Origin of the sequence: Bdellovibrio sp. HCB288 (genome assembly GCF_047305935.1) — a bacterium.
Lineage (GTDB): Bacteria > Bdellovibrionota > Bdellovibrionia > Bdellovibrionales > Bdellovibrionaceae > Bdellovibrio.
The window spans coordinates 1,872,664-1,889,734 of record NZ_CP178619.1; the positions used below are offsets into that span (position 1 = coordinate 1,872,664).

The 17,071-nt window shown below is 46.9% G+C and carries 12 protein-coding genes; 8 read left to right on the plus strand and 4 right to left on the minus strand.

Going from position 1 to position 17,071, the window contains the following annotated elements:
* The first annotated feature begins 13 nt into the window (after nt 1–13).
* The 4 genes from ACLVWR_RS09175 to ACLVWR_RS09190 all read left to right on the plus strand — a co-directional run bounded on the left by ACLVWR_RS09175 (nt 14) and on the right by ACLVWR_RS09190 (nt 3,401).
* Entirely contained in the window at nt 14–517 is a 504-nt protein-coding gene (locus ACLVWR_RS09175; RefSeq protein ID WP_413580410.1) for a hypothetical protein, read from the plus strand.
* 1 nt (nt 518) lies between these two features.
* The gene (locus tag ACLVWR_RS09180) at nt 519–1,103 is read left to right on the plus strand and encodes a hypothetical protein (RefSeq protein WP_413580411.1); all 585 of its coding nucleotides are present in this window, start codon (nt 519–521) and stop codon (nt 1,101–1,103) included.
* An 88-nt stretch (nt 1,104–1,191) separates the two neighbouring features.
* Nucleotides 1,192–1,932, plus strand: a complete 741-nt coding sequence (locus tag ACLVWR_RS09185) for a substrate-binding periplasmic protein (RefSeq protein WP_413580412.1) — start codon at nt 1,192–1,194, stop codon at nt 1,930–1,932.
* A 122-nt stretch (nt 1,933–2,054) separates the two neighbouring features.
* Nucleotides 2,055–3,401: an alkaline phosphatase D family protein gene (locus tag ACLVWR_RS09190; protein ID WP_413580413.1), complete on the plus strand. Its 1,347-nt coding sequence runs from the start codon at nt 2,055–2,057 to the stop codon at nt 3,399–3,401.
* A gap of 3 nt (nt 3,402–3,404) precedes the next feature.
* Here the strand turns inward: ACLVWR_RS09190 and ACLVWR_RS09195 are convergent, their stop codons facing one another.
* Both ACLVWR_RS09195 and ACLVWR_RS09200 read right to left on the minus strand, forming a co-directional pair.
* Nucleotides 3,405–8,093 carry an Ig-like domain-containing protein gene (locus ACLVWR_RS09195; RefSeq protein WP_413580414.1) on the minus strand — a complete coding sequence of 1,563 codons (4,689 nt, stop codon included), beginning with the start codon at nt 8,091–8,093 and terminating at the stop codon, nt 3,405–3,407.
* A gap of 66 nt (nt 8,094–8,159) precedes the next feature.
* Entirely contained in the window at nt 8,160–9,965 is a 1,806-nt protein-coding gene (locus tag ACLVWR_RS09200) for a protein-disulfide reductase DsbD family protein (RefSeq protein ID WP_413580415.1), read from the minus strand.
* Nucleotides 9,966–10,068: 103 nt separating this feature from the next.
* On the opposite strand from ACLVWR_RS09200, the gene motA reads away from it, so the two are divergent.
* Complete coding sequence (gene motA / locus ACLVWR_RS09205; protein ID WP_340598788.1) at nt 10,069–10,935, plus strand: flagellar motor stator protein MotA; 867 nt, start codon at nt 10,069–10,071, stop codon at nt 10,933–10,935.
* A 56-nt stretch (nt 10,936–10,991) separates the two neighbouring features.
* Nucleotides 10,992–11,951 carry a flagellar motor protein MotB gene (locus tag ACLVWR_RS09210; RefSeq protein ID WP_413580416.1) on the plus strand — a complete coding sequence of 320 codons (960 nt, stop codon included), beginning with the start codon at nt 10,992–10,994 and terminating at the stop codon, nt 11,949–11,951.
* Here the strand turns inward: ACLVWR_RS09210 and ACLVWR_RS09215 are convergent.
* The gene (locus tag ACLVWR_RS09215; protein ID WP_340598792.1) at nt 11,923–12,606 is read right to left on the minus strand and encodes a TorF family putative porin; all 684 of its coding nucleotides are present in this window, start codon (nt 12,604–12,606) and stop codon (nt 11,923–11,925) included. The genes ACLVWR_RS09210 and ACLVWR_RS09215 overlap by 29 nt on opposite strands.
* 95 nt (nt 12,607–12,701) lie before the next feature.
* On the opposite strand from ACLVWR_RS09215, the gene ACLVWR_RS09220 reads away from it, so the two are divergent.
* Nucleotides 12,702–13,529, plus strand: coding sequence for an exonuclease domain-containing protein (locus ACLVWR_RS09220; protein WP_413580417.1), 828 nt, complete (start codon nt 12,702–12,704; stop codon nt 13,527–13,529).
* A 79-nt stretch (nt 13,530–13,608) separates the two neighbouring features.
* Nucleotides 13,609–15,984 (plus strand): endopeptidase La, encoded by a 2,376-nt coding sequence (gene lon, locus ACLVWR_RS09225; RefSeq protein WP_413580418.1) that lies wholly within the window; start codon nt 13,609–13,611, stop codon nt 15,982–15,984.
* Nucleotides 15,985–16,080: 96 nt separating this feature from the next.
* Here lon and ACLVWR_RS09230 read toward each other — a convergent pair whose 3' ends face one another.
* Complete coding sequence (locus tag ACLVWR_RS09230; RefSeq protein WP_413580419.1) at nt 16,081–17,007, minus strand: signal peptidase II; 927 nt, start codon at nt 17,005–17,007, stop codon at nt 16,081–16,083.
* Between the last annotated feature and the right edge of the window lie 64 nt (nt 17,008–17,071).

The following is a 17,071-nucleotide window of genomic DNA, read 5'->3' on the forward strand; positions in this document are numbered from 1 at the left end:
GAGGGTCGGAAGCATGCACAAGGAATTAAATCCCGAATTATTTGGTGAAAAGAAGATCAGCAAGAGCTCCGGCCTGGAAACAGCCTCCTCCATGGGTTCTACGGGTACTAACTATTTGAACACAGACCGCCAAATTTTCGAGTTGAAGGCTCAAAATCAGGCTTTGGCCGACCAAATGAACAAAATTGTCGGTACGGTTAATGAGCTGATCAAAAGCTCCAATATCAAGTTTGATCGCAGCCAGCAGCAACTGACTCGTTTAGAGCAAAGCCACAATGGCCTGGCGACTGAAGCGGGGCAAAAAATCACTCAATTATCCCAACGCGTGAATGAGCGCAAATCCTTGGATTTGAAAGTTCAGGAGATGGTGGATCGCCATAACAACATTATCAAAAGTTTTGAGGTTCGCATGAACCACCTGCAAAAGCTTTTGTCTGAAAAAGAGGCACAGATGATTTCCTGTCAAACGGCCCTTAACGAGGCGAAAATGGAGATCGCCCGCTTAAAACGCCTGTAAGATGGAGCAGAAGGAGCTGAATCGCCAAATTCCTTGGTGGACTTGGTTAGCTCCAATATGTATTCAATTAATGGCTCGGTTTACCGGGCCATTTGTTTTTATCCAGCCCGGATTCTATCTCGTTTACTTACCCTATCTTGTCGGCTCGGTCTTTGTGCTTTGGTGGGGTCCACGCGTTGTTCTTGGAGTCGGTGTCGCCAGCCTTATCGGATCGTTCAGCGGAACTCATCTAGACCATCTGGGTATCATCCTGCTTGCCGCCGCAGAAATGCTGAAGGTTTATTTGGGCTGGTGGTTTTGGAAGTATCTTAATATCTACCGGCGAAACTTGAAAAAAGTGAGCAGACTTTTTTATTGTTGGGCCCTGGTGTTCGTTATTCCGAATTTCATTGGTAGTTACATTTTGATGGCGGTTTTAACCTTGGGCGGAATTTTTTCTGAAAACAAGTTCCTCAGGGACTATTTGCAGATGTCACTGGCAGATACTTTGATGACTTTGGTATTGAGTTTTCCAATTTTCATGTTTTTCAGCGAATGGATGACTCAAAAGGGATGGACGCTTTGGCGAAAGTCTCCGTTTTCTTAGTGAGAATTCAGGATTTGCCGGAGCGACCATTTCTGTTCTTACGAAATAGTAAAGTGTTTAGTGTGGTTTTTTGAATTAAGAACAAAAGATGCGCTTTACGTTTTTTCTCTTCATGTCTTTATTTAGTCCGCTCGAATTATTGGCGGCAGCATCCGCTGAACCGGTCCGACCAATAACAATCCGATATCGGCAGCGACCGCCTTACATTGAAAAAAGTTGGGGAAAGCTGTCGGGCATCTGTGGGGATGCCGTTGTAAATGCATTTAAAAAAGCCAGAATTGAAATTCATGAAGTTGAGACTCCGTTCTTGAGGCAAATTGCCCAGTTTCAAGCGGGGGACGAGCAGATTTGTTCCATTGGTTGGCTTAAGACTGCAAAAAGAGAAGAGACCATGCGGTTTTCCGAACCTATTTGTGACGATGGCCAGTGGGTTGTCATAGGTCATAAGGGAACGGTTAATACCGGAATCACCTCCACAGAGGCACTTTTAAAAAATACCGTTCTAAAGGCAGCTCGACGTGCGCAATTTTCATTCGGAGAGGAATTGGATGGATTGCTTGAAAAACAGGGAACAACCATCGTTTCCGTGGAAAACCCGGAGCAAAAGCAAATCTTTGAAATGATTCTGGCTGGCCGGGTTGATTTTACGTTTCTACCAGCTCGTGAGTTTGATGAATTGATTAAAGAATACAAACTTCGAGAAACAGATTTTGTTGTATTAAAGCCCGATGACCTCAAAGGGCCCCATTATCGCTATATGATCTGTACGATGAACGTGCCAGATGCAGTGATTAAGAAATTCAATAAAGCCATATCTAGTGCAAACTGAAAGTTAACAAAATCTCAATAGCTTCCTGACAGGACTCTGACTTGGAATGCTTGTCTTCCTTGCAAAGCCTTGGTCCAATTTAATTCAAGCACATTGAAATGAATTGTACTGGAGGATCTGGGATGGAGTTTCTTCGTCGTGACTTTTTGAAGTTAGGACTGACTCAAGCTATTGCCGCGACTGTCAGTGTACCTGCTTTGGCCAATGGGGGACATGAATCCTTCACGTCTGATGGATTGCCTTTTCAGAATGTGATGCGCGGAACGCCTTCAATTCTTCAAGGTGTAACGGATGCCACACGAACTCAATTCTCCATTCAGCATCATAAAGGTTTGAACTTCAATGCCGTGGTTCGCGATCAGACCGGAACCATCTGGCAACCCGATAAGATCGAACAGATCACCCAAACGTTTAGCAATTATGCGATTACGAAAGTCTTTTTCTCGAATCTTCGTCTGGGAGAGATTTTCTTTTTGGATTTGCTGGATGCAAAAGATGCGGTCATCGAGCGTCGCGAATTCAAAATGTTGGATTTAAGCAAACCGACTTTGCGCTATGCGATTGCCTCATGCATGGATGAAAGCCGTCATGAACCGAAAATCTGGCACAATATGTTTGAGCAGAATCCGGATATTATATTCTTTGTCGGAGATACGGTTTATTGCGACAAAGGAAGCAGTGAGTTCAAGGACGGCGACCCGCGCCGGTTGTGGGTTCGTCACAGCGAGGCCCGTCGCATACTGGAAGTGTATTACTCAAAACGTCTGATTCCGATTTTGGCAACATGGGATGATCACGACTTCTCTGGGGATGATGCGAACTCTAACTCGGCAGAGTATATTCAAGCTTCACGGGCCAACTTTCTTTCCTTTTTTGCACAGGGTGAGGGCCACGTTGAAGGTTATGCTCAAGGTCCGGGTGTATCTTCGGTTCTGCGCGCAGGTCAGCATCAATTTATTCTGATGGATGATCGTAGCTGGAGAATGAAAAAAGAATCTCCGGATCGATATGCGCACTGGGGACGTGAGCAGGAGGAATGGGCTTTGGAGATGATTTCATCATTTGATGGCATCACCTGGATTATGAATGGCAGCCAGATCTTTCCACAGATGATTTATAAGGAATCCATGTCTAAGCATAAGGGCCAGTTTGACGGCTTTATGAAGGCTTTGCGTGCGACCGGCAAGAAAGTCGTCTTCGCTTCGGGAGACGTTCATTTCAGCGAGGTTTCACGAATTGAATCAGCGATGTTGGGATACCAAACTTATGAAGTTACTTCGAGTGGTCTGCACTCCAAGTGCTTTCCGGGTATCGATATTATTTCTAAACATGAGCGTCGTATGATGATCACTACCAAGCAAAACTATGTGTTGATCGATTCGACTTATCAGTCTGAAAAGTTTGCCGCGAATATTTACTGTTGTTCCGCGCAAAGCAAAGTCAATTTTACCGCGCAGATCACCGTTTAGGTTTTACGGCTGAATCCACTTGGTCACGTCGATAGGCGTGTACCAAGAGTGGAAGATACTGTGATCCGGGAAGTTTGTCGAAGTACCCCAGCATTTTAAAGTTCCATCCGGAGCGATAGCGCAGCTGGCGTTGCGGCCGACGCCGACGACCGAGTAGTTTTCGCCGCCGAAGACCATGGTCGGACTGGAAGAATTGTTTGCGGTGCCGTTGCCGCCCGTGCCTTGGGTGCTGTTATCCGATAAACCCCAGCAGTACCAGGAGTTGTTTGAGATCCGTTTGGCACACATGTTTACACCATTACCAGCAAGTTCGCTGTAGGCAGCACTCAGCGATATTTCAGTCGGCGTGGTTCGGTCTGCTCCTGTACCAGTTGTGGCATGGAAGTTACTTCCCCAACAATAAACTTTTTGATTGGTCGCCAATCCGCAGGATGCGGCAGAACTATCAGAAGCAGAAATGGCGATATGAGTAAACTTTAAGCCACCAGAAACGGCGGTGGGCGCATCTCGCAGTGTTGCTGTACCGTCGCCAACTTCATAGCGGCTGTTGTAACCCCAGCAATACATGTCATTACCTTGAGTGAGGGCACAAGTGTGATACGCACCCGCTTTTACCGAGATATATTTTGTGCCTGCAGTGACAAGGGTTGGTGAGTAAACGTACGTTGTTGTATATCCCAATCCAACTTGGCCATAACCACCGAAGCCCCAGCATTTTAAATCATTCTGAACCGTAATGCCGCAGGTGTGATAGTTGCCCGCTGCAACGTCAATATAGCGAGTATTGCCATCAACAATAAAAGGTGTGATTTTGTCCCAGGTCGGTCCAGCAAGTCCGCTGCCTATCTGACCGTAGTTATTCATACCCCAACACTTCAGCGTTTGGTCCGTTGTTATGGCGCAAGCATGATTGTAGCCTATGGCGACTTTTGAGTAAGTTTGACCACGATCCAAAATAACTGGACTGGGGCGATAAAGCTTGGTGTCGTCACCGATGGACCAGTAAACACCAGAACTATCCACATTTTTTCCCCAGCATTTGAGTTGATCAGATGTGGTAATGCCGCATCCAAAGCCACCCATGGAAACTGATTTGTATTTCTGTCCGGGGTCAGCTTCTTTGGGAGCCCAACGCGAAATACCGGAGTCATCTCCTAAGCCAAGAAAATCGACTTCTCCCCAGCATTTCACACGGCCATCTGTTGTTATTCCGCAGGTGTTTCCACCGCTGAAAATTTTAGTGTAAGTCTTAGTATCGGCGATCGGAGTTGGTACCAGCGCTGTCGCGGTAAGCAAACTGTTTCCAAGCCCTAATAGCCAACCATACGAAATATTCGTTGCGTTGTTGGAGTTTGACCCCCAGCAGTTAACGCTGCCGTTGTCGACTATTGCGCAGGCGGTGGTGGCGCCTACGCTAATATCAGTATATGTGGCACTTCCGGTCACAAGTGTAGGAGATGTTCTGGTGGTCGTGGAGTTATCTCCCAAATAGCCATAGGTGTTAATACCCCAGCACGAGACTGTTCCGGTGGTGCTCAGGGCGCATGCATGTGGTTGTCCCGAATTATTCCAGTTGATTGAAATTTTTGAAACGTTTGTCACAGCCGGTGACGCGACTGGAGGGTTGACTGCAGTTGTAGATCCATCACCCAATTGGCCGAATGCGTTTCCGCCGAAACAATAGAGTTCATTAATGTTGTTCAGTGCGCACACAGAGTCATACCCAAGATCCACCGAAACAAATGGATTTGCTCCACCTGGATTGATCAAGGTAGGAGTCGTCCAATAACCTCCGGCAGTGGTAATGTTCTGACCCCAGCAATACACTTGTCCCGACTTAATTGCGCAGGTTGTGTTTATGCCGATTCCGAGGTTCGAGTAGCCAGTGCCAATAGTGACCGGAGCCGTCGCGTTGCCTATTTGATTGCCGTCGCCTATTCTGTGGTTGGAACGGTACCCCCAACATTGAAGATCTCCACCTGTCGTGATGGCACATGTGTGCCACTCTCCGGGCGCAACGTGCGAGTACGTGGTGCCGGCATTGATCACTGTAGGTACTGTTGTCCCGGCATCTGAAATTCCCGCTCCAAGCATGCCGTCCGTGTTGCTACCCCAACATTTTAGAATGCCCCCGGTATAGATAGCACAGCGGACTTTCTTTTTTCCCGCCATTGTCAAGATGCTGGATGGGGAGGCGTTATTGACGTCATTGATCACAACGCGGCTTTGATAATTTTTGGTAAATCGAGCGACGGGCGTGTCAGCGAAGCTGAAGTTAATTTGAAAGTATTTACTTGTGGTGCTGGCATTGGGGGACACAGTGAATGGAACTGCCACGGAAGTCGTGTTCGCGGCAAGAGTCACCGTACCGGATGCAGCCAGTGAATGGTCAGCTCCTGTGGCCGCGTCTCCAGTTACAGAATAAGTTAAGTGAATGTCATAGGGTTTTGAAATCGAAGAGGTGACGGTGAACTGTTTTGCCGAGCCGTCGTCTTCATCAATCAGTTGCTCTGTTTCAGTTATGCTTAAGTTTGTGATCGTTGTGTCGTAATAGAAAACGGAGCTTGAGGGAGTATCTAAATTATCCCAACCAGCACTGTCCGTAACAGCGGATGCTTTCAAAGAAACAGTCTTTGCCCCTGGGCCTGAGGCATTGAAGGATACGTAATAGATACTTCCCGTACCAATGATGGTGCCAATGGATCCCCCGGTGACATTAAAGTCGGAAGCAGTCAGTCCCGTCACATTTTCGCTAAAACGAATCGTCAAAGGAATTGGTGATTCGAATGCGGCGACTCCCACGTCACTCGTGATTGTTGAAGTGGGGCGGGTTGTGTCGTAAACACTTGAATGCGTATTTGAAACAGTTGAAGTGTTGCCGAAGCTGTCACTTGCGGCTCCATTCGCCACGGTTACACTGAATTCTCCTTCAGCAGAAGGGGTGACTGAAATAGTGTAGGTCGTACCACTTCCGCTGACTGATGCTGTTGCATTGACCAGGGTAAGATCCGCATCCGTAAATCCGGTAACTGATTCACTGAAGGTCGCGGTTACTGTGCGAGGAGATGTCGTGGAGTACGCAGTCAAACCAGTCAGAGTGACAGAGGGTCGCGTGCCATCGTAACTGACGTTTAAGGAACCCGAAGTATTATTTTTTCCAGCGCCATCCTGGAAGCTGCTCGCCGCCACGGACACGGTCACAGTGCCATCAGCAGTCGGAGTTACATCGGCCGTCCAGTGAGTGCTGTCAACGCTGGTAAAATTACTGAGCGTGCCATTCGTAACAGATACATCAGCTGAAGTGAAGCCCGTCACGGCTTCATTCGTTTCAAAAGTTACAGCGATCGGAGAAGTGCTGGTGGAGGGTGCTTGTGCGGAGGCAATCGTGATCGACGGTGCTGCCGTGTCGTAGTACCACGTTAATGTATTGGAGGCGGTATTGGTATTAGTGGCAGCATCAGCGACCACTCCTGCCGGCAATTGAAGGGAAGCACTGCCTTCAGCATTGGCTGTGGCCGTCAAAGTATAAGATGAACCGCTGCCGGTTATAGAACTCAATGTTAAATTCGTGGTGGTAAAATCACCAAGTGCCAGGCCTGTTACGGTTTCACTAGCGGTTACAGTAATTGTGATCGCGGCAAGTGTTGTTGGGCTTGATTCCGTTTTTGAAAGTGTCATTGTCGGTGCGGTCGCATCGTAATGAACAGTTAGCAGATTGGAAGTGGATGATAGATTGGAACTTGCATCCACAGCTGCATTGTTGTTTACGCGCGCACTGAAATCCCCAGGTGCAGTGGCTGTTAGCGTAAAGCTATAGGTATCACCACTGCCGGTGAATCCGCTGACGGTTGCATTTGTTAAAGTTAGATCGGAAACATCGAAACCCGTGACCGCCGCTGAAAAACTGACATCCACCGTAATCGAGGCGGTATTGGTGTGAGTTCCAGCGGTCGTGCTTAAAGTTGGAAGCGGACGGTTTGAATTGAAATCAATAGACAGACTGTTTGAAACGATATTGTTATTTCCCGCCAAATCCGTTGTTTGATTGGCGCGATATTGAATACCGACTGTGGTTAAGTTAGATGACGGAGTGATTTCGGCTGAATAAGTTTGTCCACTGCCTGTGATATTGCCGACAGTTCCATTTGTTACTTGGAAGTCAGCGGCAGTTGGCGCGATGACATCTTCATCAAATACCAATTCAATTTCCAGGGGGCTGACATTAGTTGGATTTGCACCTAGGTAGCTGATCGTTGCGTGAGGTGCCGTTACATCACTAATTAAAGTCAGAGTGTTGGATGCTTCGTTTCCAAGTGAAGAAGTTTGCCCGGTGGTGAAGCTTGCCGGTAAAGATACGCTCACCGCACCTTCTGATGATGGAGTGATTTCAATATTCCAATGAGTCGCGTCCACTTGTGTGCAAAGTGTGATCGTGCCATTAGTCACTAGAATGTCTGCGGCAGTCAACTGAGCCAGTGGCTCTGTTGAAGTGAGTTGTACATTCCAGGTTGTGATGTTGGAGTGGCCCGAGACCAAAGAACTGAAAGTCAGTGTTGGTGCGGCCTTCGAACTGAATCCATCAAAGATTTTTGCAGTCATCGAACAAGCCGAAATAATCACGCTTCCTGCAATGATTGCAAGAACTTGGGTTAGCTTTCCAATACATTCCGGAACGAGAAATCGCTGACTCATTATGAGTACTTGTCGGAGAATTCCGGGTGTTCCTTAAGGTTTTTGTGAGTTAATGACTTCAAAGAACTACTTTGAGGCCCTCTCCATTCTTTGCAAGAATTTGTCGGCTTTCTCAAATTGAGTCAGCGTTAAAGCATCAATCCAAATACCTTTGGGATTATAGAAAATCACTGTAGGAAGGCCTTGGATGTTGTACTTCTTTTTCAACTCTTTTAACTGTGCGGTTTCTTTGGTGGCATCAAATTTCAATAATACGAAATTTCCGCCCATGGCGCGCACGCGTGGATCAGTGAATGTGTTCTCGGCTAGTTCGTGACAAGCAGCGCACCATTCGGCCCAAAAGTCTATGATGACCGGGCGGCCGTCTTTAATTGCCTGAGCCAAAGCTTCGTCGGAATAGTGCTGCCAGTTCATCATCTGTATCTGATTGATGGTGTTATCGGCCATCATGCGTCCTTTAATATAAGGACGTAAATCGAAAACAGAAAGTACGATGTAGCCAATACCCACAATCAGCACTGCCTGCATGATTCCTTTTTGCATGTGTTTGATAGGAGTGCCGCCATTTTTGGTCGGTAGAAATGCTCCATAGATGCTGGCCACAATAACCAAGCCCAGGCCTAAAGAAGCATCAAACCAACGAGCGGGCAGTAGTAGTTCCAGATAGTAGTAGAATGCTGACAGCATCAAGGTGCCCAGGATGAATTTAAACCAAACCATCCAAGGACCCGAGCGTGGAAGAGTTTTGACCAATTGATTGGAGAGACCCAGGACGATAAAGATCAATCCCAATCCCAGGGCATAGACAAATAGAAACAGAAATCCAAACAACATGTTTTTGGTGGAAGCAACGTAGGTCAGAATTGCAACCAGCACTGGGCCGACGCAAGGGCTGGCCACGATTCCGGCGAACAATCCGGTCAGGTAAATTCCCAGTATACTTTGCTTGTGTTTTTTTCCGCCCAGTCGATTGCGTAAGAACGCGGGAACTTGCAAATCGTAAAGGCCATACATGGACAACGCCATCGCCAAAAAGATAACACACACCACAGCCAGTACATAAGGATTGCCCAGTGAAGCACCGAACATGCTGCCGCTGCTTGCTGCTGCCAGACCTAAAAGAGAATAGGTGGTTGCAATGCCCAGAACATAAATACACGAAGTAAAGAAATTCTGCAGACGGGAGCGCTCTTCAGAATGGTTTCCCAGGACGGCCAGTGTGATGGGAATCATGGGGAATATGCAGGGAGTAAAGCTGGTGAAGATTCCCGCAAAGAAAACAAAGATCAAACCCGCGACCATGCTTGATCCCAGGTATTTTACAAAGTTAGCGCTGTCAAAGAAGCCGCTGGGGTCTTCCTGGGATTCCGTCGCGGAATGAATTTGTGCTTCACCCTCAACCATGGGGGTGATGATCGGAACTTCCAAAGTTTTCGTTGTCGGGAACAAACAGAACTGATCCGTACACGCTTGATAAGTCAGTTCCAGTTTCATTTTACTGTGTTTTTTTAGAAAGCGGGTCGGGGCTTCGATATGTGCGGTCAGTGTTCCATCGCCGACCAAGCCGGTTCTTTCACGTTTGGAAAACTTGTCATACCATTTGGTGATCGGATCCAATTTGAACGGCGCAATTTTGAAACCATCTGGTTCAAAAATCACCACTTTAAATTGATCCTCATAAGCGTGGTAACCTGCCGGAAGTTTAAGTTTGAATGTGAGGGATCCACCTTGCCCCGGGCTCCATTCATAGGGAAGCACTTGAGTCTCGACTAAGAGCGGGTCTGTTTCAGAGGCCGTAGTTTGAGCCCAAGACAAAAGGCCTGCGAAAAGGAAAGTAACTATAATGAGGAGTTTCTGAAGTGTTGCTTTCATATAAATGTCTTATTCCCTCTCTCGACCATGGGCAAGATTATTTGCCGATGGCTCAATTCTAACACGTATCAGCCCGATAGAGGATACTGAGAGGTCATATTCTATGGGTTTTGTAGGTATATTGATAGTTTTCGCGACAGTATTCGGGGGCTATATTGCCGGTCACGGTAAGATGGGCGTTATCATCGAAGCTGCCGGTCTCGAGATGGTAATCATCGGGGGAGCCGCCTTCGGTGCATACGTTATTGCCAACCCAATGAAGATCGTAAAGATGGGGATTAAATTATCCATCAAAGCGATGACATCGAAGGGTCCGCAAAAGTCAGACTATGTTGAGCTTTTGCAAATGCTTTTCCAACTTTTCCAGGTCTTCAGAAAAGAAGGTCCTCAAGGTATCGAGAAGCACATCGAGGAACCGGATAAATCTGACATTTTTAAAGCTTATCCAAGCTTCATGCACAATCATCATGCCGTTGATTTTCTTTGCGACACGATGAAAGTGACATTGTCAGCCGAACTTTCACCTTATGACGTTGATGATCTTTTGGATGCGGATATCAAAGGTATCCACGCCGAAGAACATCTTGCTCAACATGCCATCGCCGCAGTGGCCGGTGGTTTCCCGGGTCTGGGGATCGTTGCCGCCGTACTTGGTATCGTTAAAACCATGGGTGTTTTGACGGCAGGTACAGAGGTGATCGGTGAGTACGTAGCCCATGCCCTCGTGGGTACAATGTTAGGGGTTTTCTGTGCATACGGTTTGATCGAGCCGACAGCAACAAAAATTGCAGCCGATATCGAGGCAGAAGGTCGTTACTTGGGTTGTATTAAAGCAGCTCTGGTTGCTTTGCAACGTGGTGCACCTCCAATCGTGTGTGTGGAGTACGCTCGTCGTTCCATCATGCCGGAAGAAAGACCGACATTTGCTGAGATCGACAAAGCTACTAAAGAGATTAAAAAAGCTGCGTAATGATTGTTTAAAAGGAGTCAATGAACTGGCTCCTTGTGACTTAAGGAAGAAGAAACATGGCAGAGAAGAAACAGACAATCGTCATCAAAAAGATCATCGTCCAAGGTGGCGGTGGACACGGGGGCTCCTGGAAGGTTGCCCTTGCTGACTTTATGACGGCCTTGATGGCCTTCTTCCTGGTTATGTGGATCGTGGGTCAGTCTGATCAAACCAAAAAAGCAGTTTCAGATTATTTCTCCACGCCATCTGTTATTGAATACAATTTCCAAAACTTCGGGGTCGAACTGACTCTTGAAAAACTTTTCCTGGATCTTTTGAATGAGCCGTTAAAAGCCTTCCAAAGTTTCATGGAGCCAATGGACAAAACTCCAAATCTATTGGATATGGGTTCCGCAAAAGTTGTTGCTGCATATATGGCTGACCAGATGAATGATGTCGCCAAAAATGTGGTGGTTTCCCCTGAAGGTTTTGATTTCGATATCCCTGACTATATGTTGTTTGAACGTGGTAGTTCCCAGCCGAATGCCAACTTCGTGAATGTCATGGATAAAATCAAAGGTGTTACGGCAGGTTTGAAGGACGCCGAAATCAAATTGACCTCCGGATTGTTCATTCAATCAGTACCGGATGGCACGTTGATGTCCGCCAATCGCGTGGCTTCTCAACGATTGGATATCGTTCGCAATAAGATTGCGGCTTCATTGGAAAGCAGCACGGTTGCAGTCAATGGCGCGATCAGCGTGAAAGAAAAACGTGGTGAAGTGGACCCTAAGAAATTGGTGGGCTTTATTCGTGTGAAGATCGCGCAAAAGGAACTTACTTCAGACGGTCAAAAACAGCGTAAGTTGGACTCCTTGTTTGGTGACCAACGTGTGGATATGTCAGTGTATGATAATTTTGTGCACCAGGTTTCCACTCGCCGCAAACAGGAAGCTCAGTCCAAAAAACCGCTTCGTGAGCAAGTGGATGATGAATTGAAAGACGCTGCTAAAAGCCCGTCTTCGCTGACAGAATAAAGTAAATATCGCCGGTGCCGTTCAGGTCGCCGGCAGCAGAGGTGCCGGTTACGGCACCTTCAAAAAAGATGACTCCCCAAGTGGTCCCGATTCCCGTTCTTAAGTCAAAATAGCTGCTAATTGAATCGACGTCGGGTGTGTTGTATCCGGCTTCATTGTCCCAGATCCAACTTGTGAAGACTTGTGTGGATTTTCCAAAACCAATCCTTGCTGATTTTTTGTGGGTGCCTTCCCAGTTGCTGAAGGCTTCATACTTCACGCGGTAGGTTCCAAAATTCAGATGCAGGCCCAGGATGTTTCCGTTGCGCTCGCCATCCTGATAAAAAGTGCTGTGCGAATAGCTGAGGATGGCATTGGATTCCTGGGTGAAGTTGATTTTAATATCCCCATTGGCGCGCAGATTGAAATTGTCATCGCCCACTTCATAGTTGGTATTCGAACCCCAAAGTCCCAAGCGGAACTGAGGTCCAAAGTTAAACCAGAATGAACCTTGTAAAGCGGGAGAGCCATCGGTTTGATTCAATCCGTTTTCAACGTATTGAGACAGCAATGAAACCTGGCCGTCCATTTTAAAGGTCGGTGATGAATTCTCCGCAGCAAAGCTGTAGGAGTTAAGGCCAATGAATGTTATGATAAAACTGATGTATCTTCGCATAGATAGTGCATTTAATTGTGAACGAAGAAAGTACAAAATAAAAGAAAAGCCGTCAGGGAGCTGGACCAACAGCCAAGCGGCAGGTATGTAAGGTTATGAATTTAGATCTGCCCTTGGATGAATATACGTATATTGCATTTGATACCGAGACCAGCGGAGCCTATCCGGTAGGATATGACATCGTGGAGTTTGGTGCGGTGAAGTTTCATAAAGGTCAGGAAATTGATCGTCTGCAGTTCCTGCTAAAGCCTCGCGAGTTGATGAGTGATTTCATCATTGGAATTCATGGCATCACAAATCTGATGGTTGCTGAAGCCCCATTGATGCCAGAAAAAGTTCAACAGATTCATGAGTTCTTCAAGGGCTCTGTTGTTATGGCTCATCACGCTCCGTTTGATTTGGGTTTTTTGACAATTGATTTTGAAAAAGCCGGTTTGCCTTTACCAATTGAACCGGCATTGTGCACAAGTCTTCTTTCGCGCAAATGGATTCATGGTGTTGAAAATCATAAACTTCAAACGTTGATCAAACATCTGAACATAGATGGTGGTCAGGCGCATCGTGCCTATGATGATGCTAAGGCATGCTTATATGTTGGTTTGGAATGCTTTAAAAAAATGGGCGAGGGAGCAACTCTTGCGCAGGCAATTAAAAGCCAAGGCAAGCAACTGTGGTGGAAAGACTATTCCATGTACACGGTGAACAACACCAATCTTAAGACGATGATTGAATCCATTCATACCAAAAAAGATTTGGATCTCGTATATGATGGGGGCTCAGCTAAGGGCGAGACTCGTCGTGTAAGTCCAATTGGAATAGTACGCAATCCAGATGGTGATTACCTTATGGCCCTTTGTCAGAGAGAGAACACAAATAAGCGTTATTATCTGTCCCGCATCAAAGATGTGGGAATTGTTTATTAACCCTCACCTTGACGATAATTAAATCGGATACATGATTAACCTATGACCTTGCCATTCACGGCAGGGGAAAGGTGAAACCATGTCATTCGTATCTGGTTACCTTCCTGTTATTCCGCTAAGAAATGCCGTTCTGTTTCCCGGTGTCAGCATGCCTTTGCGGGTTGGAAGAGACCGCAGTATTCTCGCTTTGCAAAAAGCACTAACCAATCAAAAGTGGATCGTCCTCCTGACGCAGAAAAATCCCGAAAGCTCGCTGGAAAAGCTCGAGGATATGCATACCGTGGGCACGCTCTGTAAAATCGAATCGCATCGCAAGGAAGACGATGGCAGCTATACAATTTTTGTAAATGCTCATCAGCGTATTCGTGCTCTGAATATGAGATTTGAAAATGGCATCTATGAGACTTTGACGGAAGGGGTTGAAGATATCCTGGTCGCTGATCGTAAGACCGAGGAAGCCTTGCTTGAAAGCCTCAAACAGATTGCCTACGAAACTGTGGATTTGCTTGGCAAACACATGCGTCGCGTGAAGGAGTGGATCGCAGAGATCGAAGAGCTTTCACTGCTGACCAATGTGTGTGCCGCTCACGCGGATTTCACGTTGGCTGAGAAACAGGGGATTCTGGAAACTGCAGATGTGCGTGAACGTGCGCTGAGAATTCTGGATCTTATGAAAGAGCAGAAAGAGCGTTTGAAAATTCAGCTCGATATCCGTCAAAAACTCAGCGAAAACATCAATCAAAGTCAGAAGGAAAGCATCCTTCGCGAGCAGATGCGTGTTATTCGCGAGCAGCTGGGGGATGAAGACAGCAATGAAATCACGGATCAGTATCGACAAAAAATTCAGGCGGCCGGTTTGCCCGAAGAAGCTTTGGCGTTGGCAACCTCGCAACTGAAACGACTGGAGAACATCAACTCTGCTTCTCCGGAGTATCAAATCATACGCACGCATCTTGATTTGATGACTGAACTACCGTGGAGCAAATCCTCGGTCGATCAGGAGATTGATCTGGAAAAAGCCGAAACGATTTTGAATGAAGACCATTTCGGCATGGATAAAATCAAAAAAAGAATTCTGCAGCATCTGGCGGTGATGAAACTGCGCAAGACGCATCAGGGTTCCATTCTGTTGTTTGTGGGTCCTCCGGGAGTGGGTAAGACCTCCCTGGGTAAAAGCATTGCGCGCGCCTTGAATAAAAAGTATGTGCGCGTGGCCTTGGGTGGCGTGCGGGATGATGCGGAAATTCGCGGGCATCGTCGCACCTACATAGGAGCAATGCCAGGGCGGATTATTTCTGGAATTAAGAAAGCCGGTGAAAACGATCCTGTATTTGTACTGGATGAAATCGATAAACTTTCGCGCAGCTTTAACGGTGATCCTGCCAGCGCCCTCTTGGAGACTTTGGACCCTGAGCAGAACAATTCTTTTCAGGATCATTACCTGGATACGGCATTTGATCTTTCGAAAGTTCTATTCATCGCTACGGCCAACGCGCTCGATACTATTCCAGGTCCGCTATTGGATCGTATGGAAGTCATTGAATTGACGGGCTACACGATAGAGGAAAAGAAAAACATCGCGAAACGTCACTTGTGGCCGAAGCAACTTGCTGAGCACGGTATCGAGGAATCGCAGTTGGAAATCACAGAGGGCGCATTGTCCAAAATGATCACCGACTACACCCGGGAAGCCGGCGTGCGTGAACTGCAGAGAAAAATTGCGACGATATGTAAATACATGTCGATCAAGATTTTGAAAGCCGAAGGCGAAAAGCTGATCGTCGATATCAATGATCTGGATGATATTTTCGGTGCGGAAAGATTTACTTCTGAACTGACGGAAACCTCATTGCCACCGGGAGTGGTGACGGGACTTGCATGGACTCCGGTGGGTGGAGACATCCTGTTTATCGAAACGGAGGAAATGCCGGGTTCAGGACAGCTGTTGTTGACGGGGCAATTGGGCGAGGTGATGCAGGAATCCGCAAAAATTGCGATGAGTCTGTTGAAGGCCAGATTGCCATTGATGGATCCGACGGTGGATTTCACCAAAAAAGAGGTGCATGTCCACGTTCCGGCGGGTGCGATTCCGAAAGATGGTCCGTCGGCAGGTGTAACTATGCTGACATCGATTGCCTCCAAGTTGCTGAAAAAACCGGTCAATCCAAAACTGGCCATGACGGGTGAAATCTCATTGCGTGGAAGTGTTCTGCCAGTGGGTGGCATCAAGGAAAAAATCATTGCGGCTCACCGTGCAGGTGTGACGGAAGTGATCTTGTGCAAGCGAAATGAAAAAGACCTTCGCGAGGTTCCAAGTGAGATCAAAGACAAGATGAAGTTTCATTTCGTCGATAATGTCAATGATCTGCTGAAGATCGCCTTGGAAATTGATTTCCCAGCGTACAAGTTGAACTTCGATAACAATACGCAGATGTTCCCACGAGCTATCAATTAAGGTACGGACACACTTTCTCCAAAAAAGAAGGCCATGAGGTTGTGCTCATGGCCTTTGTCATTTTGGAGAAAGTGTGTCCGTACCTTCGGCGCTACCTTAATCTTTGAATTCAACGACGTTGACGGTGCGCTCAGATTTCATGGTACTGATGCGTTTGTTGATTTCTTCTGCCAGGGTTTCCAGTTCTTTGAACTCGTCGCCTTTACGCACTTTAAGTGGCGGAATGGACTCGCCCTTCATGATTCCGTAGACATATCTTTCAAAGGCATAGATAGGGCCGGCAATGCGATGGGAAAGGACTTTCCCGACTGCAAAAGTAATGGCACAAAATGCGATGCAGATAATAGTGAAGGTGATCACATAAGGCACCAGAAACTTATTCAATAGAAATTGGTTGTTGCCAACCAGCTCCTGAATGGTCACACGCAGATACGTGTAAGAGAAAACCAGACTGATCAGAGTAAGACTTAAACCCACGGCCATCATCAGAATGCAGTACTTTACCTGAAACGACAAATTGACCCAGAAACGTTTGCGCGAGTTGTTTTCCGGCCACAACAATTCACCTTCGCGGATAATCGCAAAGACGATCAAACCATAACCAACCCATTGAAGGGCATCGGCGATATTGAATGCCGGGCTGGACAGGGATGGAGTTCCGATAACAATGAAATCAACAACATATCCCCAGATGATTCGGTCTGCGACGTTGCCAAGAATCCCGCCGATTAATATCGAAAGACCACAGCGCAATGTCAGGGATTTGATGGGTAACAGGTATTGAATCAAGGCGTAAGTGCACAGCAGGAATGCGCCGCCTGTGGAAAGTGAGACGATACGCAGCACTGATGGCAAATCTGAAAACAGGCCTAGCATTGCGCCGTGATTGTGGTGCAATACGAAGTGGAGTGGGCCGTGGGATATCACTGAAGTGATGTCCGTAGCCCACAGCTTAGTTACGCGGTCGACCAACCAGGTCGCAACAAGAGGAAGTATAACAATGAGCCATTCGCGCTTTTTCATGCACCTCAGTCTACCAAGAGAGGCTCTATTTGTTGCGAATTGATTTTTCGATCGCTACTATTGT